The following is a 25,515-nucleotide window of genomic DNA, read 5'->3' as shown; positions in this document are numbered from 1 at the left end:
GCGCTTTTATTAGATAATCAACAGATATCACTGATTTTTTGCGAATATGCTTTGATAGCTGATTGATAAAGGTGATGAGGACAAATTTCAAGCCTTGAGCTGAGGATTTTTTCCCATTTACAACAATTGCTGTACCAACGAGCGTGGGACTTCTAGAGACATGGTGATGACAACGACATAAACGGTGAGGCCAAACATTGAAATAAAACGTTGGAACAAACAGGCAAATCTAGCCAATCTATTTTGCAAGAGGTACCCTCCTACTGGTATTGATTTACCTTTATAGCTCACACCCGCTACCAAACCCTTGGTTTATTCCAAAATTTTTACTGTTTTCAATCAATCCATTACCAAAATATACTCAATTTTGTTTTCTTTTACTTCACTATGGCCAAAAACATCTGTTATTTCAAACACTAACCATCATGTATCCGAGGTGTTATGTCTCACTCAACCATATCGCTCAACACCTTATTAAATAGAGCGTTGATCAATCTAAAGCGCTCAAACGAGCTAGCGCCTGAGAACGAGCTAGCGCCTGAGATAGAAGCTTTGCCAAAAGATAGCGCTGTGCGTCAATGCTGTGCGTTAAAAAGCACGTGTTTGGGTTATCAGCAAGTCGTTAATCATCAAGCGCATACCTTGCATTATGCGATGAAAGGGCTGGGTTATTTGCCATTGCCGCTGTTAGAAAGTTTGGTCAGCTACCTTGGCGGCCCCACTTCTAAGCAATACTTGCATGCCGATGCCCATCTACGGCTGATTTTGGCGATAAATAGTAAGCTAAAAACCCCGCTTGAGCTGACGCCGATGCCTAAGCTGCGTGAGAGGTTCGCCGCCGATGCTGTGGCCATGCAATCCCCAAAGGTGTGGCAACAGACGGGCGATAGGCTGATGAGTAATATAAAGCGCTTTCGCAAAAAAGGTGAGGTCAGCGTTCGTTGGACTGATAAGGTGATTGCAAATGCTGATGATAGCGATATGACCATTCGCTGCTATCAGCCAGACGCTAGCACTTATAGAAAGACAATCAAAGAAGGCAGCGTACACAATCCTGATGAGACCGTGTTGTTGTTTTTTCATGGTGGCGGGTTTTGTATCGGCGGTATCGATACGCATCACGAGTTTTGTCATGCGCTGAGCCAGCAGACTGGCTGGCCTGTCGTCAGTGTCGACTATCGATTGGCACCTGAGCACCCCGCCCCAGCCGCGCTAAAAGACTGTATCAGCGCTTATGCTTGGCTGGCCGAGCATTGTCATATGTTTGGCGCGCTGCCTTCACGTATCGTCTTGGCAGGTGACAGCGCGGGTGGCGGCTTATCGACCCTTATTGCTCAGCAGCTCACCGCCCCTGCCAAACAAGCTTGGGCAGACCTAGGCGAAGCGGGGCAAGATATGTTTGCGCTGTTAGAGCGTCTGCCTCAGCCGCTTGCACAAATGCCGCTTTACCCTGTTACCGATATCGAGACAGATTATCCAAGCTGGGAGCTATACGGCGAAGGCTTGTTGTTAGATCATGACGATGTGGCGGTGTTTGACGCGGCATGTCTAAAAAACAGCCCCTTACCGCGGCAACACATTCTCAACTCGCCTATGTTGGGGGACAACAGCCACGTCTGTCCCACTTATATCGTCACCTCAGAGCTGGATGTCTTACGTGATGAAGCGTTTGCGTATGCAGAGCAACTAAAGACACATAGCATATCGGTGCGAAACTATACGGTACTTGGTGCGCCGCATGGTTTTATTCACTTTATGAGCATTCATCAGGGGCTAGGATTAGAAACCCGCAAAATCATCCACGGTTTTGCCAGTTTTGTCCGTGAGGTCATTCGTGAGCAGGGGCAATTGGCAGCCTAATGACTGACCGCCTTAGCGCGCTGACTGTGACGACGGCTCAGCCACGGCATCACTGGGCGTCAGGGTAATCATCCAAATCTCAGAGCGCGTCCCCAGTCGAAACGGTACCGGCCCAAAGCCATATCCCGATGTCACCAAAAACTGCGTCTCCCCTACCACCTTAGCGCCATAATGTAGGGGCGCAAGCCCGCGCATCAATAACGTCAATGGAAATATCTGGCCGCCATGCGTGTGCCCTGCTACATGCAAATCTATCGGTAAAGAACTGATTTCGTCCATCATAGATGGGCGATGCTCTAAAAAGACAATAGGCAAATCGGTATCTACCTGAGTCAGTAGCGCCTGCGCTGACAGTCTGCTCTGATCCACATCATCCGAGCGGCCGATGAGCCACACCGAATCATCTAATAGCACGCTTTGGTTATCAAGCACGGTGATACCAGCAGCCGTTACCGCCTGTGCGATTTGCTTATCATAGCCGCGGTAATCGTGATTGCCCAACGTGGCATAAACGCCAAGCGGCGCGTCGAGCTTTGATAAATGCTCATGCATATTATGATGGTCATAAGCGATGGTGGTATCATTCATAATATCGCCAGCGATGAGCACCACATCTGGCTGCTCGCTATCGACTAGGCGCACCAGCTTATCGAGCTGGCGATTGCCAAACCATCTGCCCAGATGAGTATCTGATAGCAGTGCTATCGTCATTGGCTCAGCAAGTGGTTTGTCGGTCATAACCGTTAGGTAATGGACGACTGGCGAGTAGGCGTTAAATACCGCCAGCCCCACGATGCAGACATAAATCATACCCGTCGCACCTCGTGCCTGTTTTGGCTGCCATACGTACTTAAATAGCTGGGCGTTTAGCAGCCAGCCTACCGCCGTTAATGCAGCGGCATAGAGCATAAACCCTTGCAATATACCAATGACCAGATACACATGAAAGCGCTCATACCAAAACTCCGTCAACCCGTATATCAGCGCTGCATTATTGACAACAAAGACCACAGCGAGCACCGCAGCCTTATTAACCTTGCGATACGGTCTTATAAACCAATAAAGTATCGCGCTGGTCAACAAGGTAAGCAGCTGCGTAAAAACGATAAATACCCACATAGTAAAATCTAATCAAATAACAGTGGAGCTATGTTACGCGAAAAGCGAGCCGACTTTGGCCTTTAGACGCTCTTTCATCAATGCTTCACGCTTTTTACATAAAACCTCATATAGTCAGTTGAAAATAAAACTGTTATATAAATTTAAACGCGCTACTGGTATAAGTCAGTTGTATGGCTTCACGTGAAACACCTCTAAATTAAAACTTCTCACAGCAAAGTCAAATATATCCATTCATTTAGCACTACGATTTGGGAATCGTTAAACCGCCTACTATGATGGCGCTACATAACCCTGACATACCCACCAATGTCGCCAAATAAAAGAGCCCAAGATCTACCGACTCCGCTATCAGCATTACGATTAGGCTAAACGGAACAGTCGCCATAAATCCCAATACTCCTAACGCAAGCCAGCTTTTGATTGTTTTAAGATGCAGCTTAAAATATATAACGACACCTGCAGTTATCAAAGCAGGAAATAGACCCGCTATCATCTTAAAACCAAGACCTTCGAACATGTCTGCTATGAAGTACTGAACATCAAACCCTTGCATATTTCTTGGCAAAGCGCCGTTCAGCAAAAACAATATAAAATTCATCGCATTGGCCCCGATCCACCCACCAAATAGCGCAAAGCTGACAACAATCCTTAACCACGGATAAGACTTGCGAGCGTACTGTTTTGTTAGTGTGATACTTGAGTCTTTGCTTTTTTTGACAGCCATAATTAAGCACCAGTTTTATCATATTAAGGCGGATGGTGAACGGGTTGTATTTGTTTCACATGAAACAACTCCGTAGACCGTTCTTTGATTTAGCGCTATTTCGCCTCTAAGGCTTGCATGAGCGTAGGATATCGAAACTCATAACCCGCCGCTAATAACGCCTGTGGCAATACTTTTTGACCATCAATTAGTAGTATCGACATCTCACCAAATATCAGCTTTAGTAAAAATTCTGGTAAAGTAAAGAATGTTGGACGATGTAGCCATGTACCTACGGTTTTGGTAAAAGCATGATTGGTTACAGGATTGGGCGCGGTCAAGTTATAGACCATGGCTGGCGTATCATTTGTGGTTTTTAGTGAGTTATCATTTGTGGTTTGACGGTTGTTATAATCGGCAAGGTGCTGCTCAATGATAAATATCACAGCGCCGACCCAGTCTGCCCGACTGATCCAGCTCATGATTTGCTTACCATCGCCCAATTGTCCACCAACGCCCATTTTAAATGGGGTCAAAAGCTTGGCAAGCATTCCGCCATCAGGATGAATCACCACGCCAGTGCGCACGATTGCCACAGGCACGCCATGTTCAGTGGCTTTGAGCGCTAACTGCTCCCAATCATCACATAATTTATGAGCAAAATCTGTCTCAAAACCACTACTTTCTGTCAATGGTTTATCGCCTTGTGTGCCGTACCACCCTATCGCTGAACCACTAATCAATAATTTGGGCTTGCTGCGACTGCGAGCGATAAATGCCAACAATGCCTCGGTAGGCCGAATACGGCTCGCCATCAGCTGCTCTTTGCGACTATCGCTCCAGCGCGAGTCGGCAATACCTGCCCCCGCTAGGTTTATTATCACATCAAAGCGTTTATCAGTCTTTGTAAGCTCATCATAAGTCATCATAGCGATATCGTCAGGGTGCGCCTGGTTACTATCACGCGTTAGCCAAGTGACTTGTAGTGCCTTTTTTCGCTCACGATACCGCGCCATGATTTCGTCGCTAAATGCTCGACCCAAAAACCCTGAACCACCACTGATTAAGATATGCATGTCTGACTCCTTATTCATGTCGCCAACTATCTATATCGTCAACTCTTTGAAGATAAACGCTGTCTCACCATCATCGTCTTCTTTCACTGTGATATCAAAACGACTTTCACAGGTTTTTGGTAACGTCTTTTGGTCTAGGACACCTCTTCAATTCAATCAATAGCCATCTAAATGGGTTATAGTCGATACACTCTAAAAATGTCATAGCGCTACTGGGATGAATTTTGCGCAGCCTCTGGGAACGCAGCACGCAAGTAAAATTTATACCAGTAGCGCGTTTAAATCCATAACAGTTTTACATTCATCTAACTATAAAAATGAAGACACGCTCTAGTGACCAGCACCTATAAAACAATCAACCTTCTTTCATCCATTTAGAGATCTACTCGTCTCTAAGCAAAACGCTTACGGATAGGGCACTCACTGTCATTACTGTTTTGATACTTGTCTTTTATGGCATTCCAGCAACGCTTAATGTGCTTTATAACAGTAGCGCGACTGGGTAGTACAGGCGCATTGGTCAAGTGAGGTGCGGCTGCGTCCAAACGCTTGGCAAGCGCTGGCAAATGGTTGGATGGTATCGCAGGAAACAAATGATGCTCTACGTGATACAGTAAATTAAATGTCAGCAGATTTACCAGAGGATTGCGCTCAGTGCGAGCTATCGTCTCGTCACAGTCATGATGCACGCCCCACACAGCGATGATACCGACACTGGCATTGGCCAACATCATCACCATAAGATGATATAATACTATCTGCCCAAGCACCGTAGACGCAGCAAACACGCTCATCATCAGAGCACCCATAATTACCAATGCCATCAACCCAAACTCTAGCCAAGCCAGCATCCTATGACGGCGACTGCTCAAGCGCAGCCCTTGACGGTAGATAGCCAACCGATACGTGATACCGCCGAGCAGCGCTTGCTGCCATGATGCCTTTGCCAAACGACCCTCAACGTCTTGGTCGCCTAATGGGTCTCGATGGTGCGCCATGTGAGTGGCTCGGATACTATGTAAGCTGGTCATCAATAGCACACTAAGCAGCAACAAAAGAGCAGTGGTCAGACGCCGACCTGCACCTAAACTATGGTGATAACCATCATGCGCTTGACGAAAAGCGGCGGCAAAAAACAGATAAGACGCACCGCACGCCAGTACATACCAAGACTGGCTAGCAAACCACCACGACAACAATAAAAACGGATAAGGCAAAATAATATTATAAGCGATCTGCCTACCAGTCAGCTGGCGCAGGTCTTGCCAGGCTATCGACCTCACCATATCCTTGACCGTTTGCTCTGTCTGACTCTGTGTGTTATTTGGTTTCATGTGCCACATCCATTTGTGATTGGTCTAAGACCTCTGTCTAAAACCTCTATAAGTTATCTTATTATTTTTATTTCTGTCAAAACAGAAATAAAAATTTAAATTTTTATGAGTTTATGTAGGGCGTGTCCTCTGTCGGCGTAAGCACCGCTCGCAAAAAGACTGAATACCAGTCGCGCTGTACCTGTTTACAGTAGATTAACTATCATTAAACCACGTACCATCGCTTGTTTAACACAGCCCATTAACGTAAGACTTTTTTTATACTACTACCCAACTTCAATATCTTTTTGAGTACACTGCTGGGCAATCGTAGCATCTCAGAAGACCACGTGGTCACTGTTTCGACGAATGCTTGTGTCTCACGAAGCCGAGCTTTTACGTCGCTGTTTTCGTGCTCAAACTCTGGGCTGTCTATGAGCGCCTGCAAAAACTGTACTGTCGGCTCAAGCTCACGCTTTTGACGCTCAATTACGATGATACGTGCCAACTCCCAAACGTCGGTATTGGTGGTAAAGTGATCGCGGCGGTCGCCCAGTATTGAGACCTTTTGTACCAGCCCCCAATGTTGTAGCTCTTTGAGGCTGTTTGAAACGTTTGAGCGTGCAACACCAAGCGTTTCAGTAATCTGCTCAGCATTTGAAGGCTTTCCAATGATAAACAATAACGCATGAATCTGCGACATGGTGCGATTGATGCCCCACTGCGAGCCCATCTCTCCCCAATGCAAAACGAATTTTTCAGTCACAGGATTTAGTTTCATAATTGATAGATACACGCTATTTTTTAAATTGATAACCATTGTCTATCTCCATACTGCGCTATTCTTTTATTTCTGTCAACAGTGAAATCACAAGACAATATGATGATATAGTGAGTTCAGTATAAAAACGATACAGTGGGACTGGGATGAGTTTTATGCAGCATCGAGCAACGCAGTCACAGCACGCAAGGAAAATTTAGACCAGTTCCACGTTGATATATAATGTATCTGTTTTATTTAGAATCGACTATAAGACGATATATAGTTAGATTAATACAAAACCCAGTCCAACCTACTTATGCCGTGTGTCTGATTTTCTGTAAAGCATGAGTGGGCGCTAACGAATGATCAAACCTGTGCGCGCGTCACGGATTTGGCTCGGCAGCGTATATCCCAAGGTATCAGCCTGTAAGTAGCCGATTTGCTCAGAAAAATACGCATAAGCTTCAGAGAAAGTCATGGCAGGCGGCTGGCCTGAAGGGTTACAGCTGGTGGAGACCAGCAGGCCAAAAGGGTTTTGCTCACTGACCAACTGCTGGCACAGCTGCTGGATAAGCGGATGAGAGATGACCCGTACCGCCACGGTTTGATGCTGGCCGGTTATCCAATGAGGGATACTGGTGCTTAGTGTTTGCGGAATAGGCAATAGCCATGTATGCGCTTGTTGATACTGCGGCTGGGTGTTGTCGCTGTCCGTCTGCCAGCTCGCCAAAATAGGCTGACGCTGAGCCTGTGTCAAAGGCGCAAGCAGCGGCGCTAAACGCTCGGCACTATCGGTAATGACAATCATGCCTTTGGCGATTGGTCGCTGTTTGATGGTCAAGATGCGCTGTACGGCGGCTTGATTATAAGGGTCACAGCCGATACCCCAGACACTTTCGGTTGGATAAGCAAGTAGCTGGCCACTTTTTAGCCAAGTAGCAGCTTGGCTGACAGAGTCGGCCAAAACGGAGGAGGATGGTTTCATGATGAAGGTACAAAAAGTAAAAAGGTAGAAACTTATCATACCACAGCAAAAAGCCAATCTAAGACAGCCACTCGCAAAAATAGCATTTTTTAGACACGCAAGTAACGCCCGCCTTGTACGCTGATGAGACCCAATAGCTCAAGCTCCATCAGCTGCCCGATCAAAACTGGCGCTTCAAGTGTGGTGGCCAGCAACAGCGCATCCAAATCTTGCCCATGCCAATCAAGCTGCTCATATATTGGCTGCAAGTGTTTGGGAACCACAGGGTCAGGGTGATGAGCTATCGTAGATGGCAGCGGGTTCTCTGCAGTGTTTGCTACCTGAGCTGATGCCGCGGCGTTATCATTATCAGAAGGTGTGCGTTTGTTCGGCGGCACGCGACTACCATGACCTATCTGGTGGCTAAGCTGGCTGCTGACATCTTCAATAACCTGCTGAGGATGATAAATCAACGTCGCCCCTTCGCGTATCAAATGATGGCAGCCTTCAGCATTGCTATTGTCAATATGACTTGGCACCGCAAAGACTTGCTTGCCTTGCTCTGAGGTCAAGCGCGCGGTAATCAGCGAGCCACTTTGAATGGTGGCTTCGGTGACGATAGTCGCTAGACTGAGTCCTGCGACCAAGCGATTGCGGCGCGGAAAGGTATGCTTGTGCGGCGGCGTATGCGGTAGCAGCTCACTGATGATACAGCCGCCCTGCTCGATGATTTGACTAAATAGCTGGTCGTGGTGATTGGGATAATTGACATCAATTCCTGTGCCCATTACCCCGATCGTCCGGCCTTGATGGGCTAAATCTGTCTGTGCCAGTGCGCCTAGATGTGCGCGTTTATCCACCCCCATGGCCAGCCCGCTGGTGACAATGTAGCCTGCCTGCGCTAAGTACTGCGCCATATCAAAGGTGATTTTTTGTGCGTGGGCGGTGGGCTTACGACTACCGACGATGGCGATTTGGGCTTGGTGTAGACGAGAGAGATTACCGCGATAAAACAACACTGGCGGCGGATCATAGATCTGTAGCAGCTGGGCAGGATAGTCCGCTTGATCGGCAAACAGTAACCCATAGCGTCCTTCTACGCGCGCTTGTTGGATTTTGTCGATATTAGCGCGTGTTTGCGCTGGCTGCTCATGGCGTTTGAGATGGGTATAATGAATACCCAGCTGCCGCCAAGCCTCTACTGTCGCCGTCCACGCCAGCTGTGCACTACCAAAGCTCGTCGTCAGCTTGTGATAAGCAGACAATGACGCATTCACCTCATACCACAGCGCCACTATGGCGCGCTGCTCGTCTGATAAAGAAGGAGTGACTGCTGTCATCATCGTTTGGCTCGCCTCCGCTAAGATCGGGTACTCATCTCAAAACCTTGTACTGTGTTTGGCGTGTTTATAAATATGGCGGCGGTAATAACTGATCACCGACATTCAGTGGCAGCTCAGAATCCAGTACATAGGCGTAGCTGATATGTTCAAACGTATTAAACACCATCAGCATCCCACTTGGCTCGTTTGGCAAACGCACTGGCGTATCATTGTCTCTGATATCACGCACCAATGGTCCTTTTTGGTACACAGTCAACACATCACCAGGTTTGGCACCATGCGTACTACCAAGGTTGATGGCGACCACGCTACCTTTTGCTGCGGAGCTGATCGAATCCATCACCCGTACGATCATACCGCCGCGACTGACGCTGGCTGGGGTTGGATAAAACACAGGCGGGATCGCATTGTCTAATTCTACAAACACCCGATCACCTTCGCGCACTTCTTTGCCATAGCTGTCTGTCAGTTGCAGGCTAGTGACGCCGTTGCTTTCTGTCGATGTTACTAGGCCTGTGGCCACTTGGGTAACTTCAAGACCGATGACTTTTTGGGTTTTTGGCTCGACGTACCTCTCACCTTCACGGTAGATGCCATAGCGTTGCCCCACGATCAGTGGTACGCCTTTGGCGTAGACCTTATCACCACTGGCGGTGATTAAGTTGCGGTTTTTAGAAGCCAAGATGTATGGCGTGGTATTAAAATCTTGTGGATCGACGATGATGGTCTTATCGAGCCAATGCTGAATTGCTGACCAAGGAATAGGAGGGATACTGTTGGCCGTTGAGGTCACAGTGACTGCACTGGCGGTGACATCACCCATCAGCTGCTTTTCTATTCCTGCACAGCCTTCGCCCGTATCGACACCGACCAAGGTTTTACCCTGAATCACGCACAAAATAAGGATGTCGTTTGGGTAGATCAGATGCGGGTTTTTGATTTGTTTATTGGTTGCCCAAATCTCTTTCCAGCGCCATGGGCTGTCTAAGTAGCGCCCAGAGATATCCCATAAGGTATCGCCTTTTTTGACGATGTAGCGATTGGGGGCATCGGCTTTGATGGTAGGTGGTGGATTATTAGCGTGGGCAGTACTCATTAGCATGGCACTGCTAAATGTCGTGATCAACAGTGCTTTTGCTATCTTTTTTAAGCTCATCTTCATTGTTATATCCACAATATGTACCGCTGTCGCCGCCTTAACAAACCCTACTTACGTCTATACCTGTCAAGTCCTTCGATTATATATTCGTAGAGACTCAGCGCAGTTTACAGACACAGCAATGCAATTATTATGACGCCTATTGGGCAGCTGTTTTTTGTAATTGACTGATGTTTATGGCTAAAAAAGCGTCTAGCACGATGAAGACCTGCCGACGCTGTTTCTCATATTACAATTATATCTACCATAACACAATCATAAACACTTTATTACAATGGCGTAACCTTTATGTGGATGATTTCCTAGATTTACTTTTTACAATGAGCGTTAAATACCTCTATTAATTACGCTGGGTTTGCCGTTACATATTGACGAATTTGTTCAGCGACCAGCTCAGCGTCGTTGTTTAATACCACGACATGCTGCGGCAAATCCTCTAACCCCTCGGTATGGGCTGGACGAGCAATCTGAATTTGCCCAACAGCCTCAACAATGGTATCGGCAAACTTCACAGGCAAAGCAGTCTCGGCACATACGATAACTTCGCCTGCGCGTTGTAATTCTTTAGCGACTTTAATACCGTCGGCAGTGTGCGGATCGACCAACTCACCATGCTGCTCATAAAGCGCCTTGATGGTCTGTAAGCGGTCGCTATGCGTCGATTTGCCAGCGGCAAAACCGTAGCGAGTATTGACTCTATCTTTTAAATCAGACAAATCAAACCCTTGGCCGGCTTTCACGCCTTCAAATAGCTCATGGACGCGCGCGCTGTCTTTATCGAGCAGTAAATAGACAAAACGCTCAAAGTTAGAGGCTTTGGAGATATCCATCGATGGGCTAGAGGTCACGTAAGTCTGCTCAGCTGGGCGCGGCTGGTAGGCACCTTGATTAAAGAAATCGTTGAGCACATCGTTTTCGTTGGTGGCGACGATAAGGCGATCGACTGGCAGCCCCATCTCACGAGCAATGTGACCGGCACAAATATTGCCAAAATTGCCCGATGGTACGCTAAAGCTGATTTTTTCGTCATTGCTTGTGGTGACGGCAAAATAGGCTTTAAAGTAATACACGATTTGCGCCAGAATACGCCCCCAGTTGATCGAGTTCACCGTACCGAGATTATAAGCGGCTTTGAATGCCGCGTCCTGTTGCAGCGCTTTGACAATATCTTGACAGTCATCAAACATACCGTCGATGGCGATATTATGGATATTGTCATCAGTCAAACTATACATCTGCGCACGCTGGAACTCACTCATCTTGCCATGCGGTGACAGCATAAAGACTTCGATATTTTCTTTGCCGCGTAGCGCATACTCCGCGGCACTGCCCGTATCACCACTGGTGGCACCAATGATGGTAATCCGCGCGCCTTTCTTTTTCAGCACGTATTCAAAGGCATTGCCCAAAAACTGCATAGCCACGTCTTTAAATGCCAGCGTCGGACCATTGGACAATCCTAAAATATACAGGCCGTCTTCAAGTTTGCGGACAGGGACAATCTCGTCAGAGCCAAATACGTCAGCGGTATAAGTACGCTCGATGATATCTTGCAAATCAGCCGCCGGGATATCCGTGGCAAAACGCTGCATAATCGCCATGGCAAGCTGCGGATAGCTCAGCGTACGCCATTCATCAAGGGTAGCGCTATCAATGCTCGGATACTGCTCAGGCAGCATCAAACCGCCATCTGGCGCAAGCCCCATCAAAAGCACATCACTAAAATCCATCGGTGCTGTCTGACCACGGGTACTGATATATTTCATGAGATTGTCCTGTCTACAATGATTTTTTCAATATTTAAAACGGTTTATTCAGCAGTTTTATGCCATTGTCTTCTGTAGCAGCGCATAATAAAAACCATCGCCACCCTCGCGATCTATCGGCAAGCACTGACGCCCGATCGCCTGTTCGATACCCCAACTACACGCCTCGGTAAACGCAACCACCGCCGCATCGTCATGACGACTGACAAAGTCTTGCATTTGCAGGACGTTTTCTTGCTTTAAAATAGAGCAAGTCACATATAACAAGTAACCGCCGACTTTGAGCTGTGGCCATAGGTTTTGCAAAATCTCTGCTTGCAATGATACGGTCTGCTCGACATCCTCTTCGGTACGCAAGAGGCTGATATCTGGATGACGACGAATCACGCCGGTCGCCGTACAAGGCGAATCCAGTAATATAGCATCAAATACGCCGCTGTTTTTAGCAGAATCTTGCTTTTTAGACGCACCAGTGCTGCGCCAGCGGGTTGCATCGGCGCAGACGATATCTAGGGCGATATCACTGCTACTTTGCGCCAAGTCTGTCTGGGTAAAGTTAAGACGCTTTAGGTTGTCATAAATACGCTCGATGCGCGATGCTTCATTATCGATAGCGGTGAGCTTGATGCCCGTAGGCGCTGATGTCGCCGCTGTATCGTCTTGTTTCACGTGAAACAAGACTGACGCATCTTCAGAGCTCAACAATTCTAGCCAATGCGCCAGTTTGCCCCCAGGTGCCGCGCAAGCATCTAGGATATGCAGCTCATGATTATCCAAGCCCGCCTGAGAGTTATCAGCACTCACCTTACTCATCAAAGCACGATGAATAATCGGTGCTGCAAGCTGCGCGTGCATGTCCTGTACACTCACGATGCCGTCAGCGAAGTCAGGCAAGGCGCTGACAGCAGTGCTTTGGCGTAGCCGCAGACCTGTAGTCGCTAGAGTAACAGCCGCAGCGTTAGAGGCACTGGGTAGACAAAAACCTGTGGTCATCTCAGTCAGCTCTGTCTCAATCTCTGCTCCGTATAGCACTTCTTGATACTCTGTAACTGAGGTGGTCGCCGCGTTTACTCGTAAAAACATCGGGGCTGACTGCCGCAGTCCTTGTGTCAGCGCATCATACTGCTCGCTCCAGTCTTGCTTGAGCTGATAAGCAAGCCAGTTCGGCAGGCTGTGGTTCTTATTGCATTTTTTGCGAAACTTATTGGGGTTTTTGGCGACCTTGCGCAGGATGGCATTGATAAGACCAGTCGCATGAGCAAAGCCGACCTCTTTTGCCGCCTCCACCGTTTCGTGTATCGCGGCGTGGTCAGCGACTTCTAAATACAGTAGCTGCACCAGACCGACCTGAATGGTAGTACGAACTTCAACTTCATCAATAGGGTTGTCCGCCAAACTATCCAGCAGCCGCGCCAGCGCATGCCACTGGCGTAAGGTCGTCAAAAGTAGCGCATGGGCAAACCCTTTATCACCATCGTGCAAGCTGTTGAGCAAAGGATCAAGAACGCTTGCCAACGACTGCCCATTTTGAATGGCCAACAAGGTACGTATGACTCGTACGCGGACACTGCCATTCATAATCAGGTTGCTTGAGGGTTTATGGTTTTTAGACGCGGGGCTGGGATGTCTCATTGAGTTGCTGTTCCTTGACGTATGCGCGATAGCGTCTGATAAAGGTTAGATAACTTATAACTAAAGTACATGAAGCTTAATTGAATTAGTTTGATTCTTTGGTGAACTGGTCGCCATCATTTAATTGGTTGCCATGGCAGACTTGCTCTGCTGTCATCGGCTTACCACCTGCAAACTGCAGATGGGTAATGGCCAATGTCCCGCTCGCCTGCTCAGTATGACTGGCCGCCAAGCTATCGTCTTTGCCACAAGCGACCAATATCGCTTTGCGTCCGACACTGATGATGGTACCAGCGGGCAGTTCGGTTTGCTGCGAGGGGTTGACCGGTAGGCTGGCCAAAATCTTCACACGCTGACCATTGAAAAAAGTATAAGCGCCTGGCCACGGTGTCAGACCACGAATTTGACGCTCAATCATCACCGCCGATTGTGCCCAGTCAATCTCGCCTTCGGTTTTGACAAGCTTTTCGGCGTAATTGGCTTGACTGTCATCTTGCGCGGCGGCTTGGGCTTGATAGTGCTCCAAATCCTTTAACACAGTACCGATGGCGTCCGCGCCCAATGTTGCCATTTTGTCGTGTAGGCTGGCTGCCGTGTCATCAGCGGTGATAGGCGCACTGACTTTGTAGAGCATGTCACCGGTGTCTAGTCCCTGATCCATCTGCATAATGGTAATGCCAGTCTCACTATCGCCTGCCAAGAGCGCACGATGAATGGGCGCTGCACCACGCCAGCGCGGCAGTAGCGAAGCATGAATATTAAGACAGCCATAAGTGGGTGTCGTCAGTACGCCCGCAGGTAGTATCAACCCATAAGCGGCAACAATCATCACATCGGGCTGATAGCTACGCAGCGTCTGGCGGGCCGCCATGCCTTCGGTGCTCGATTTTTTAAAGGTCGGTGGCTGCTCTACCACGATATCATGGGCGAGCGCCACTTGCTTGACCGCTGAGGCGGCCAGTTTTTGCCCGCGGCCCGCTTTGCGATCAGGCTGGGTATAAACCGCCACAATCTCTATGTTGAGTGCTTGTTGCTGGGCAATGAGCGACTCGAGGCTGACCGCCGCAAACTCAGGCGTCCCAGCAAACACCACACGTAATGGCGTGTTAGAAGTCGTGTCGGCAAGGCTAGATGAGGGGGATAACTTAGAAGCAGGAGCAATTGTCGTCATAATCATGCATTATATAGGGTTCGGTGCTTCATTATAGGTGAGTTTGGCGTATTGTGCCATGATTGTAACCGCGCCTACTCAGCGTTACTTACGAGGTCTTTTCGCTTTATAATAGGCGCTATAGACAATAAAACAGCGATTGTTTTGCTATAGATAACCGTCATTGGTTATATTAAAGACATTGACTGCTTTATCATGGTAGTGGTCATGCCACATTTATCCTGCCAAGTGACGATATAGGACCTCGCTTTCATGCAACAGTTTCAGTCCTTACAGCGCTTATTGTTATTTTATGTCCTAACGTTGCTGGTGATGCTAGTACTGTATTATGTTATGTTGTTTGATGGTATGAGGCAGTATCAACAGCAGCACAGCGTCGATACTTTTTTTACCTTACAACACGAGCTCACTGAGCATGCCGTGCTACGAAACGATGAGCTAAAGGGAATTTTGGCGCATCCGGCACTTAACGGCATCAGCTATCAGCTTATCTTTATGCTGCCCTCCGGACAGACATACATTCATCGTGATACCCGTCCGAACGAGCCTGCGTTTTCAACAGTGACGTTCCCGACTGTCAGAGCCTCTGCTCAGAATAATGGCGCTTATACGCTCAATGCGCGCAATCTGGCGGGCACCATTGAGCTAGATAGTGGCCACCGGATATATATGATATTGCGTCATAAGCCGCTTGATATCGACTGGACCTCTTATAAATACTGGTTGCCACTGATGGCAGCCATTGGGTTATTTATCACTGCACTGCTATACATGCTCAAGCGCCGCACCAACTGGGAGCAGCTATTACGTTATACGGATAATTTGAGTGACAATGCAAAAGAAGCCTATACCCCGCCGCCATTTTTAGAAAGCCAATCGACTGGGGAGTTTTTACGCTTAGGTCATGCGCTCGGCCGTATCAACTATCAGCTACACAACGACTATCGGCGCATCAAAACCCTCAAGCACCGTCTTGAGCGCCTGATTGAGCAAGCACCATTACCGATGGCAATGATCATGCGCCACGGTCAAATCAGTTTTTTTAACCAGCGTTTTGAACAAGTCTTTATCAGACCTGCGCACAGCAGTGGCAGCGAGCAGCTGACAGACTTTGTCGCTGGCACAGACGACCCCACCCAACAGCTGCTACAAAGACTGGTCAATCTGCGCGTCACGCGTACGCTAACGGTGCTAGGAATAAAAGACCAACAAACCTATCAGCTGCATGTGACGCCATGGTTTGGTGAGCATGGACAGGTGCATGGCTTTACCGTTTTGCTCAATAATATCAATGAGCTGGCCAACCAAACAGAGCAGCTATGGCTAAAAAACCAACAATTACAACAAAAAATCGATGAGTTTAGCGAGCTGCGCTCTATCATGGGGCATAAACTGCGCCTACCGCTGGAGTCTTTGATAGACACACTCGAGCCTATCGACCCTAGCACCTTGACCGATAAGCAAAACCACACGCTTGAGACACTGATAAAAACCAGTCACTATATGCTCACCACGCTCAACGACATGCTAGATATCGGCGATATAGAGGTTCGAAAAACCCGCTTGAGCATAGCGCCTGTCGATATTTATAAGCTTGGGCAAGAAGTGGGTGACGCGGCCATAGATCATGCGCGCCAGCAGGGGCTAGAACTTATTTATTTCTTTGATCCAGAGTGTCCACGTGTGATCGATACAGATCATACACGCCTGCGCCAGATACTCTTAAATCTACTTCATAATGCGATCAAGTTTACTCCCTCAGGCTATGTCGCCTTGGCGATCGATGCTATCAGTCCTGAGCAAGTATCTCAAATCAATAAAGGCAGCCTACTACCGATCAATGAACAGGTAAAAGCGCAGCAGCCGCACTACTGGGTACGTTTTAGTATCAAAGACTCAGGCACAGGTATCGATATCGCCAAACAGCATCAGTTATTGAGTTATTTTAATAAACAAAGCCCGTCCCTTCAGCAACACAACAACCTCGCTTATCACCACAGTATCGAAGCGGGTTTGGGCTTAAATAACGTCAATAGTTTTGCCCGTTTGCTTGGCGGTTTTATTGAGCTAAAAAGCGCGGTCAATAAAGGCAGCACCTTTAACCTCTATCTGCCTTGTCGGCAGCCAAGTTATCAGCCGATTTATCACCCACACCAGCACTTACAGCATATTCATCTTATCGCCGTGGTCAACCAGACCTTGCTGGCCGATTACTTGCGCCGCTTGTGCCAGTATTTATCGATTCCAGCGACGATCTATACCGATGTTGATAGTGCCACCATCGAGCACTTGGCCGAGCGGCTTGGCAAAGACGCCCAGAGCCTAGCGCCCGTCTTGTTATTGGATTATGAATACTACACTGACCACACCGCCATAAACCCCTCTGACCCAGTGGCAGAGCAAAGCGACAAACTGTCCGCCGAGACCTCTATCAACGAATCGAAGACCGCACCAAAGAGCCTTGCACCAAAGAGCCTTGCATCAAAGACACAGGCAACCAAAGAGCGCCTGATACTGGCCAGCAACGATAGACGCCAAGCACTACATGACTTATTGTCTAAAAAATCACTGCCTAAGGTTTTGTGTAGTATGAAGCCTGAGCGCCGTCTACCCTCTGCCCTGCTGGATCAATGCGATGGTTTTTTATTAAAACCCTTAGAAAGCGCCCTCCTGCTCTCTGAGCTGACGCGACTGACGCTACCTGTTCGGCAAAGCTTGACCACCCAAACGCCAAAAAACGACATGACGGTGGCCACGCCCCTACACAAGGATGACGTAGAGCCGCTGATACTGGTGGTAGAAGACAGCCCAACCAATCAAAAAATCGCCTGTAAAATCTTAAGTAAACTGGGTTATCGCAGTATCGTAGCAGAAGACGGCCAACAAGCGCTTGAGCAGCTAAAGGCGCAGCGGGAGGATATCTCGCTTATTTTAATGGATTGCCGTATGCCAGTCATGGATGGGCTACAAGCCACGCAAGCGATTCGCGCGCAAGGGGATGATATTGCAATCGTCGCCCTAACCGCGAACAGCTCAGACGAGGATCGCGACGCTTGTATACAAGTGGGTATGGACGAGTTTTTATCCAAACCTATCAATAAGACAAAGCTCGAGGCTGTGCTACAACATCTGATAAAACACTAAAATTCCGCTTAATATATCTATATCTGTATCTGTATCTATATCCAAAAAAATAGCGGGTTAATATCAAAATATTAACCCGCTACCTGACTGGCCTTTATCAGCAACGGCACAGCACGCCAGAAAACGTTTATCAGCCTTGCTGGTTAATCAATGCCTGACTCTTTTATTTAGAATCGACGATACCTACGCTTTAGCTTATCACTACTTCATAAAGCCATTATCGGCTAAGAATGCCTCGGTGATTTGGCTTTGCGGACTTGGTGCGTTTATGTCGCCAGCTTGCGACTTATTTAACAGACGTTCCAAATAGCGGGCGACGATATCTACCTCGATATTTACCTTACTGCCGACCAGCCAGTGTTTGGCGATATTGGTCACTTGCGCCGTGTGCGGGATGATATTGAGGCAAACTACATTGTCACGTACTAGGTTGGTGGTTAGACTGATGCCATCGACGGTGATAGAGCCTTTGGTGGCGGTATAATGCGCTAGCTCCTTGGGTATCTCAATCTCGATATAGATAGAGCGCGCGTCTTGTTGTAGTTTGCTGACGCGGCCGACCCCATCGACATGACCTGCAACGATATGACCACCAAAGCGCGTGGTGGGTAGCATCGCTTTTTCCAAATTGACGATATCTCCAGGCTTTAGGGTTTCCAATGCAGTACGAGCAATCGTTTCACGTGAAACATCGACAGAGTAAGATTTATCACCAATCTCTACCACAGTTAGGCAGATGCCGTTTGAAGCAATAGAGTCGCCCAACTTCACATCACTAAAATCCAAATCGTCCGACGCTATAGTCAGGCGTATGTCACCGCCTGTAGGCTGCATGGACGTAACTTTTCCAACACTTTCTATAATTCCGGTAAACATAGAGACCTCGTATCCTAATTTTTTGCTGTTATGGGCTGTTATCAGCTTTTAGCAATAGTGACAATCGTTACAGTAGCGTCCAATAGATGATAAATACTAAATAATGACTATTTACTAATAGATAATTCATGAGCCTTGCTTTTATCTAAATATTTCCTAGAAGCACTGTCTTTTAAGCGTATAAGGGGATAAGTTGTGGATAAGTAACAAAAAATCAAGCCTGTCGGTGGTAAATCCCGGTTTTATACAAAGTTATCCACAAACCTGTGTATTTTTACTATCACACTATCAACAGCATAACATCAACGTAAGTATATGATTTTTATAACTTATTGATAAAACAAACAGTAAATCAGAGCCTTTTTAGTTTCACATGAAACAGAGTTATACACAGTTTCATGTGAAACAGGTACACCCTTCAGGCATCGCCACTATATAGATAACTATTTAACCTTTTATCTATAGGGCAGGTATCTTGACCTTAATATCCAAGGCTTGTGGATAAAGTGTTTATAACTTATGGTCTATAAAGGATACAACGTCAGCTTAAGATCAGGGCCGAGTTGCTCATGGCTGCTTATATTAAAACGTAATTGTTCAGATAAAGACAGCGGATGAAAATTCACCATCGGCCGCGCCGCTGCACCCAACAGACAAGGCGCTTGATAGACAATCAGCTCGTCTACCAGCTGTTGGCATAAAAAACTACCTGCGACGCTAGCGCCCGCCTCTACCAATACATCGTAGCATTGATGCTCACTGACCAGATGCCTTAACAGCTCGGCTAAATCGTCCTTACGCCAATAAAGCGTATCTGCGCGGCGGCATAGTTGGTATTCTGATTGCGCGTTGTGCGCTAAGCGCTGACGCCTATCGAGTACGACCACCTTAGGCGTAAGGACTTGCTCAGCCGGCACGCCCAACTGAGTAGAGCGCACGTTGAGCTGTGGATCATCAGTAACGATGGTCTCACTGCCAGTGATAATTGCCCCACTTAGGGCGCGAAGCTTTTGTACATCTTCACGAGCCGCTACCGAGGTAATCCATTTTGACTCTCCTGTCGCCATCGCGGTGCGACCATCGAGACTGGTGGCAATCTTAAGCCGAACGTAGGGCATTTGAGTACGCATCGCCTTTAAAAACCCGCGATTTAATGCTTCTGCTTGCTCTGTCAGTACGCCCACTGTCACATCGATACCACCCTGCTCTAACAGCTGTACACCGCGTCCCGCTACTTGCGGGTTTGGGTCAAGGCCAGCAATCACTACCCGCTGTACGCCTGCCTCTATCAGACCTAAAGCACAAGGCGGCGTACGTCCTGTATGGCTACAAGGCTCTAAAGTCACATAGGCGGTGGCACCAACCGCTTGCGCACCTGCGTCTTTGAGGGCAAACACCTCTGCATGAGGCTGGCCTGCCTTAGGATGAAACCCTTGGCCGACCACCATTCCTGCCTGAACAATCACGCAGCCTACCGCAGGATTGGGTCTTGTGGTATATAATCCTTGCTTGGCCTGCTCAATCGCCAGCATCATAAAATAGCGGTCTTGTGCAGCTTGCGCGTGGTTAGAATTCGACATAAGAATTGGCTTCATTTATAAAGAATATGTAGGGTGTGTTGAACATTCACCCATGGCACTGACAGAGACTATTTTTCATTGGGGCGAATATTGGCAATCTCTTGATGAAACGCATCGATATCCTGAAAATCGCGATACACACTGGCAAAGCGTACATAAGCGACATCGTCCAGTGTCTTTAGCTCACTCATGATGATCTCGCCTAGCACCTTACTACTAATCTCGCGCTCCCCCATTTGCCTGACGCGCTTTTCGATTCGGCTAATCATTGCCTCTTGCTCATCAATGGTGATGGGGCGCTTTTGTAATGGCAACAAAATAGAGCGGCGCAGCTTTTCATTATCATAAGGCTCAATCTTGCCGCTAGATTTAATGATACGCGGCATCACCACCTCCACCATCTCAAAGGTGGTAAAGCGCTCTTGGCAGCTATTGCACGAGCGGCGGCGACGCACCTGCGCACCCTCTGCCGCCAGACGCGAGTCAATCACTTTGGTATCTGACGCGTTACAGTAAGGGCAGTGCATAGCGTTTCCTTATTTTGATATTAAGAATACATGGCGTCATTTATGAGGCTGAGTTTGATAGCTGACGTACTTTTAAAAGTTAATACGCGAACTTAAATAGCCAATCAGTGGCATTATTTGCCGATACAAAAACTACCAAATATCTTACCTAGTAAATCATCAGCACTAAACTCTCCGGTGATCTCGCCAAGGCTTAGTTGTGCTTGTCGCAGGCTCTCAGCCACCAGCTCCCCTGCCTGAAAGATCGTCAGCTGCTCATGCGCTTCTGCTAAGTGCCCAGCTGTCCGTCTGAGCGCATCTATATGACGCGTACGGGCGATGAGACTATTCTCTGGTGGATGAAAACCAACCTTAGCACATAATGTCTCGATCAATGTCTCGATACCAGCGCCTGTTTCACATGAAACATTTACTTGCTCATAACCACGCTGAGTGATTTCGTCTTGTGAGTTGGCCATTTGCGCTTTATCGTGGGCATCAGTGAGTAAGTCGCTTTTATTGGCGATAATCAGTAGTTTTTTGGCATCTGGGAGCTTACCAAATAGCTGCTCTGCCAGCTGTAGCGGTGTGCTATCCTCTGCAAGGTCGCGGCTGACATCGTAGACCATCAGCAGCATATCGGCTTGCGTGATCGCGGTACGCGCGCGCTCAATTCCGATACGCTCGACAGTGTCGTCGGTATCGCGAAGTCCAGCGGTGTCGGTGAGATGCAAGGTCAGGCCGTTGAGGACGACGGTCTCTTGTAGCGTATCTCGCGTGGTGCCTGCCACATTGGTCACGATGGCGCGTTCTTGCCCAGCCAGACGATTAAGCAAGCTTGATTTGCCCGCATTAGGCCGCCCTGCCAACACTACATGAATCCCATCGCGTAACAGCTGGCCCTGTTTTGCCGTTGCCAGCACCTGCTGGATTTTACTTTGGGTTTGCTCAAGCTTGTCTTGAATCACGCCATCTGATAAAAAATCAACATCCTCTTCATCAGGGAAATCGATGGCAGCTTCAACATGCAAACGCAAATGAATAAGCTGCTCTAATAGTTGATTGATCTTTTGCGAAAACTCGCCGCTTAGTGAGCGAATGGCACTGCTCGCTGCTGCCGCACTGGTTGCATCAATGGCATCAGCGATTGCTTCTGCTTGCACCAGATCCAATTTATCATTATCAAAGGCGCGGTAAGAAAACTCCCCTGCACCCGCTTGCTTGGCACCCAACTCAAACACGCGAGCGAGCAGCTGGTTTTGCAAAATCATGCCGCCATGCCCTTGCAGCTCGATCACATCTTCGCCTGTAAACGAGTGCGGGCCTTTGAAGTACAGCACCAAGCCTTCATCGATGATAGTACCATCTGCTTGATAAAATCGGCAAAAACTGGCCATGCGCGGAGTAAACGCTGTCTTGCCCGTTAGCTGACACGCAATGTCGTAGGCACGCGCACCTGATAGCCGTATCACGCCGACGCCGCCGCGCCCAAGCGGCGTCGCAATGGCAGCAATCGTAGCCAAGCCTGATGAATTAGACGTATTAGATGTAGCAGGTACGGCTTGCGCCAGCTCAAAAGAATCCACAATCATTCTCATTAGTTAAAAGCCCCATTATAGACGGCTAAAGAGCGACTGACAAAGCCAAACTTAATATAGCAAATCTTGCGTTTACCGATGTATGACAAAGTGATTGTAAAATACTAATAAATAAAAAAACCACCGCCGCTGCGATGGTTTTTAGTAATAATTAACAATGTGAAGAAACTTAATCGAGTACCTTAGCGGTACGACGTTTTTGCTCTTCTTCAACTTTTCTGTTGACGATATATTGCTGCGTCATACTAAACAAGTTGTTCACCGTCCAATAAAGCACCAAACCTGCTGGGAAGAACAGCATAAAGGCGGTAAAGATAATTGGTAAAAACTTCATTACCTTCGCTTGCATCGGATCAGCTGGCTGCGGATTGAGCTGCTGCTGTACAAACATCGATGCACCCATCAGCAATGGTAAGATAAACCAAGGATCCATCGCCGAGAGATCTTGAATCCACAAAATCCAAGGCGCGTGACGCAGCTCCACACTCTCAACCAATACCCAGTACAAGGCTAAGAAAATCGGCATTTGCAGCAAGATAGGCAAACAACCCGCCATCGGATTGACTTTTTCTTCTTTATATATTGCCATCATCTCTTGCGACATTTTCATGCGATCGTCGCCATGCTCTTCTTTTAGTGCCTGCAGTTTCGGGGCGATAGCACGCATCTTCGCCATCGAATAGTAACTTTTATTCGAAAACCACATAAGAGCAATCTTCACCAAAATCGTCAGAACAATAATGGACCAACCCCAGTTGCCAATGACTTTATGAATGCCATCAAGAATCGCAAACAAAATCTTAGATATTGGCCACAACAACCCATAGTCAACGGTCTGATTCAAACCCTCAGCGACTTCTTTAAGCTCAGACTGCACCTTTGGTCCTGCGTACAAGGTTGCATTGAGCGTCACTTGCTTGTTTGGCGCGACATTGACGGGCTGGCTATTAAAGCCGATAAAGTAGTCGTTACCTGACTCGCGGCTAAAGAACTTACCCGTGAAGTTGTCAGGCGTCCAAGCAGAAACAAAGTAATGCTGCACGATACCCACCCAGCCTTTGTCACTGGTAGTGGTCAGCTCACCGTCGTTGAACTTACCAAACTTTAGCTTATTATAAGGGTCGTCAGGCGTACCCCAAGCACCGCCTAGATAAGTTGCCATGCTAAGCGCGCCTTTATCAGACATACCAGGATCTTTACTGTCATCACGCTTGAGCTGGGCAAACATTTGCCCTTGCCACGCATTGTTAGAAGCGTTTTGGATTTGATAACTGATATCGATCGGATATTTATCTTGGGTAAAGGTAAAGGTCTTAGTGATCGTTACGCCATCTTTTTTGTAGGTGAGCGGTACCGATAGCGTCTGCTGGCCTGCTTCCATCACATAGTTATTGGCAGTGTGCCTATAAACCGCACGACCCTCTGCTGTATCGATACCATCTTGACCAATCAGACCCGACTGCGCCACATATACCCGACTGTTATTATTCTCTAATAACACAAAAGGCTTATCGCTATCGAGCGTTGCATCATACTGTTTGAGCGCAGCATAGACGATATCGCCGCCTTCTGGATTGATTTTTATATCATAGCGATCTGTGTTGACTGTGATTAGACCTGCGTCTTTTACTGGCGCGTCAGTAACGCCGCTCGCATCTACAGGCATCGTCTGTACTGGAATGTCACCTGCGGCACCAGTGGTAGAAGGAATGTCAGCACCCACTGAAGTAATGGTTTCTGGCACCGTTTCTACAGCTGGCGCATCGGCATAATCATCTCGCCATGCCAAAATCAGCAGATAAGCGGTGATTAGCATCGCAATGATGATCATCACCCGAAATATCTTTTGCATAAATCTTTCCTAGATTGAAAAATTAGGGAATGAAAAATCAGGCATGTATCATGACCACCGCACAGTATTCACCCGTGTTTGAAGCGGCAATATCAGTAGTCAATCACATAAAATGTTCATCATTTTACTAAAAAACCGCTCTAAATGATACAAGAGTGTGGATAACTTGTGGGTAACTAAAGCGTTACCCTCGGCCAGTCCAAGCGCAGGTTTGCTCAGAGCACGCTCATTAGATAGTTTAAACGTGAAACATAGCTTGTGGTGTCTCTAAATATATACAAACCTTGAGCAGTATGCCGAGCAGGGGATAAATATTGATAATGATAACTAGACAACGGTAACGGCACAAAATCAACGCCATGTCCGCCTAAAGGGTGACAGCGACTTAGACGCTTTAATAGCAGCCAGCTACCCGACCACCCCCCATGCCATGCCAACGCCTGCTTGCCATAGTTAGAGCACGTTGGATAATAACGACAGCGCGCTGGTATGATAGGGCTTATTATCTTTTGATAAAAAACAATGAAATAATAAAAAAGCTTGTAAAAAATACTATTTACTATTTTTATTAAAAAACCCATTTTATTTTTTTTCTATTCTTTTAAAAATATTGTTTATTTGATTTTTTAATTCTGTATTATCTATATCTTTTAAGGGTTTTTTTATTATAAAAACAATATCTTTATTTTCTAGATTAAAAAACTTGATACGAAACTGCTCACGTATTTGGCGTTTGATTAGATTGCGCATCACGGCCGTGGGTACTTTGCGCTTGGTGATCGCCATACCTACGCGTGCACCTCCATGCGTGTTAGTACGTACAAACGCCATCAAATGGCTTTGATGAAGTTTACGCTCTGGCGCATCAAACACCTCTTTGAACGCTGTAGGCGTGAGCAGGCGCTGCGCTTTGGTAAAGCGAGCATTGGGGGTCACTAAAGCAGTATGGGGCATAATCAACCTAGTTTGAGAGCTTACGATGGTAGCAAGAATAATAGCGTAAATATCAAAGCAAAGTATAGAGACAAAAAAAGCGCCTATATCGGCGCTTTTAATATATGACGATGTGTTAGTTGTGAAGACTGAC

Annotated in this window: 20 protein-coding genes; 2 read left to right on the top strand and 18 right to left on the bottom strand. The window is 47.4% G+C overall.

Translation table 11 applies throughout. The features are described 5' to 3' along the window. Positions 1-441 precede the first annotated feature (441 nt). Positions 442-1,860, top strand: coding sequence for an alpha/beta hydrolase (locus tag AADH33_RS00100; protein WP_348549179.1), 1,419 nt, complete (start codon positions 442-444; stop codon positions 1,858-1,860). A 12-nt stretch (positions 1,861-1,872) separates the two neighbouring features. On the opposite strand, the gene AADH33_RS00095 is transcribed toward AADH33_RS00100, so the two are convergent. The 11 genes from AADH33_RS00095 to fmt form a co-directional block, all read right to left on the bottom strand. Further along, on the bottom strand, positions 1,873-2,979 hold the full coding sequence (locus AADH33_RS00095; RefSeq protein WP_348549178.1) for a metallophosphoesterase: 1,107 nt from the start codon (positions 2,977-2,979) through the stop codon (positions 1,873-1,875). 244 nt (positions 2,980-3,223) lie between these two features. Next, positions 3,224-3,706, bottom strand: coding sequence for a hypothetical protein (locus tag AADH33_RS00090; RefSeq protein ID WP_348549177.1), 483 nt, complete (start codon positions 3,704-3,706; stop codon positions 3,224-3,226). Positions 3,707-3,801: 95 nt separating this feature from the next. Continuing rightward, the gene (locus tag AADH33_RS00085) at positions 3,802-4,761 is read right to left on the bottom strand and encodes a TIGR01777 family oxidoreductase (protein WP_348549176.1); all 960 of its coding nucleotides are present in this window, start codon (positions 4,759-4,761) and stop codon (positions 3,802-3,804) included. A 392-nt stretch (positions 4,762-5,153) separates the two neighbouring features. Beyond that, entirely contained in the window at positions 5,154-6,095 is a 942-nt protein-coding gene (locus AADH33_RS00080) for a fatty acid desaturase family protein (protein WP_207969042.1), read from the bottom strand. A 241-nt stretch (positions 6,096-6,336) separates the two neighbouring features. Beyond that, positions 6,337-6,894, bottom strand: a complete 558-nt coding sequence (locus AADH33_RS00075) for a GbsR/MarR family transcriptional regulator (RefSeq protein ID WP_348549175.1) — start codon at positions 6,892-6,894, stop codon at positions 6,337-6,339. 298 nt (positions 6,895-7,192) lie between these two features. Continuing rightward, entirely contained in the window at positions 7,193-7,822 is a 630-nt protein-coding gene (locus AADH33_RS00070; protein WP_348549174.1) for an L-threonylcarbamoyladenylate synthase, read from the bottom strand. 89 nt (positions 7,823-7,911) lie between these two features. After that, positions 7,912-9,144, bottom strand: a complete 1,233-nt coding sequence (gene dprA, locus AADH33_RS00065) for a DNA-processing protein DprA (RefSeq protein ID WP_348549173.1) — start codon at positions 9,142-9,144, stop codon at positions 7,912-7,914. 64 nt (positions 9,145-9,208) lie between these two features. Beyond that, a complete protein-coding gene (locus AADH33_RS00060) occupies positions 9,209-10,306 on the bottom strand; it encodes a LysM peptidoglycan-binding domain-containing protein (protein ID WP_348549172.1) in 1,098 nt (365 codons plus the stop codon). Positions 10,307-10,647: 341 nt separating this feature from the next. Further along, positions 10,648-12,069, bottom strand: coding sequence for a threonine synthase (gene thrC, locus AADH33_RS00055; protein ID WP_348549171.1), 1,422 nt, complete (start codon positions 12,067-12,069; stop codon positions 10,648-10,650). A gap of 57 nt (positions 12,070-12,126) precedes the next feature. After that, on the bottom strand, positions 12,127-13,701 hold the full coding sequence (locus AADH33_RS00050; RefSeq protein ID WP_348549170.1) for a transcription antitermination factor NusB: 1,575 nt from the start codon (positions 13,699-13,701) through the stop codon (positions 12,127-12,129). An 85-nt stretch (positions 13,702-13,786) separates the two neighbouring features. Continuing rightward, on the bottom strand, positions 13,787-14,872 hold the full coding sequence (gene fmt / locus AADH33_RS00045) for a methionyl-tRNA formyltransferase (protein ID WP_348549169.1): 1,086 nt from the start codon (positions 14,870-14,872) through the stop codon (positions 13,787-13,789). Positions 14,873-15,124: 252 nt separating this feature from the next. On the opposite strand from fmt, the gene AADH33_RS00040 reads away from it, so the two are divergent. Then, the gene (locus AADH33_RS00040) at positions 15,125-18,016 is read left to right on the top strand and encodes a response regulator (protein ID WP_348549168.1); all 2,892 of its coding nucleotides are present in this window, start codon (positions 15,125-15,127) and stop codon (positions 18,014-18,016) included. 201 nt (positions 18,017-18,217) lie between these two features. Here the strand turns inward: AADH33_RS00040 and AADH33_RS00035 are convergent, their stop codons facing one another. The 7 genes from AADH33_RS00035 to rnpA form a co-directional block, all read right to left on the bottom strand. Further along, on the bottom strand, positions 18,218-18,892 hold the full coding sequence (locus AADH33_RS00035; RefSeq protein ID WP_348549167.1) for a riboflavin synthase: 675 nt from the start codon (positions 18,890-18,892) through the stop codon (positions 18,218-18,220). 524 nt (positions 18,893-19,416) lie between these two features. Further along, on the bottom strand, positions 19,417-20,472 hold the full coding sequence (gene ribD, locus AADH33_RS00030; RefSeq protein WP_348549166.1) for a bifunctional diaminohydroxyphosphoribosylaminopyrimidine deaminase/5-amino-6-(5-phosphoribosylamino)uracil reductase RibD: 1,056 nt from the start codon (positions 20,470-20,472) through the stop codon (positions 19,417-19,419). 68 nt (positions 20,473-20,540) lie between these two features. After that, positions 20,541-20,999, bottom strand: coding sequence for a transcriptional regulator NrdR (gene nrdR, locus AADH33_RS00025; RefSeq protein WP_058369796.1), 459 nt, complete (start codon positions 20,997-20,999; stop codon positions 20,541-20,543). Positions 21,000-21,112: 113 nt separating this feature from the next. After that, entirely contained in the window at positions 21,113-22,570 is a 1,458-nt protein-coding gene (mnmE, locus tag AADH33_RS00020; protein ID WP_348549165.1) for a tRNA uridine-5-carboxymethylaminomethyl(34) synthesis GTPase MnmE, read from the bottom strand. Between the two features lie 175 nt (positions 22,571-22,745). Beyond that, entirely contained in the window at positions 22,746-24,428 is a 1,683-nt protein-coding gene (gene yidC / locus AADH33_RS00015; RefSeq protein ID WP_348549164.1) for a membrane protein insertase YidC, read from the bottom strand. A gap of 215 nt (positions 24,429-24,643) precedes the next feature. After that, entirely contained in the window at positions 24,644-25,009 is a 366-nt protein-coding gene (gene yidD / locus AADH33_RS00010; RefSeq protein WP_348549163.1) for a membrane protein insertion efficiency factor YidD, read from the bottom strand. Position 25,010: 1 nt separating this feature from the next. Further along, positions 25,011-25,382, bottom strand: a complete 372-nt coding sequence (rnpA, locus tag AADH33_RS00005; RefSeq protein WP_348549162.1) for a ribonuclease P protein component — start codon at positions 25,380-25,382, stop codon at positions 25,011-25,013. Positions 25,383-25,515 lie beyond the last annotated feature (133 nt).

This window comes from Psychrobacter sp. KFRI-CH2-11 (assembly GCF_038239325.1).
Lineage (GTDB): Bacteria > Pseudomonadota > Gammaproteobacteria > Pseudomonadales > Moraxellaceae > Psychrobacter > Psychrobacter celer.
This window is presented reverse-complemented; position numbering and strand designations above follow the sequence as displayed.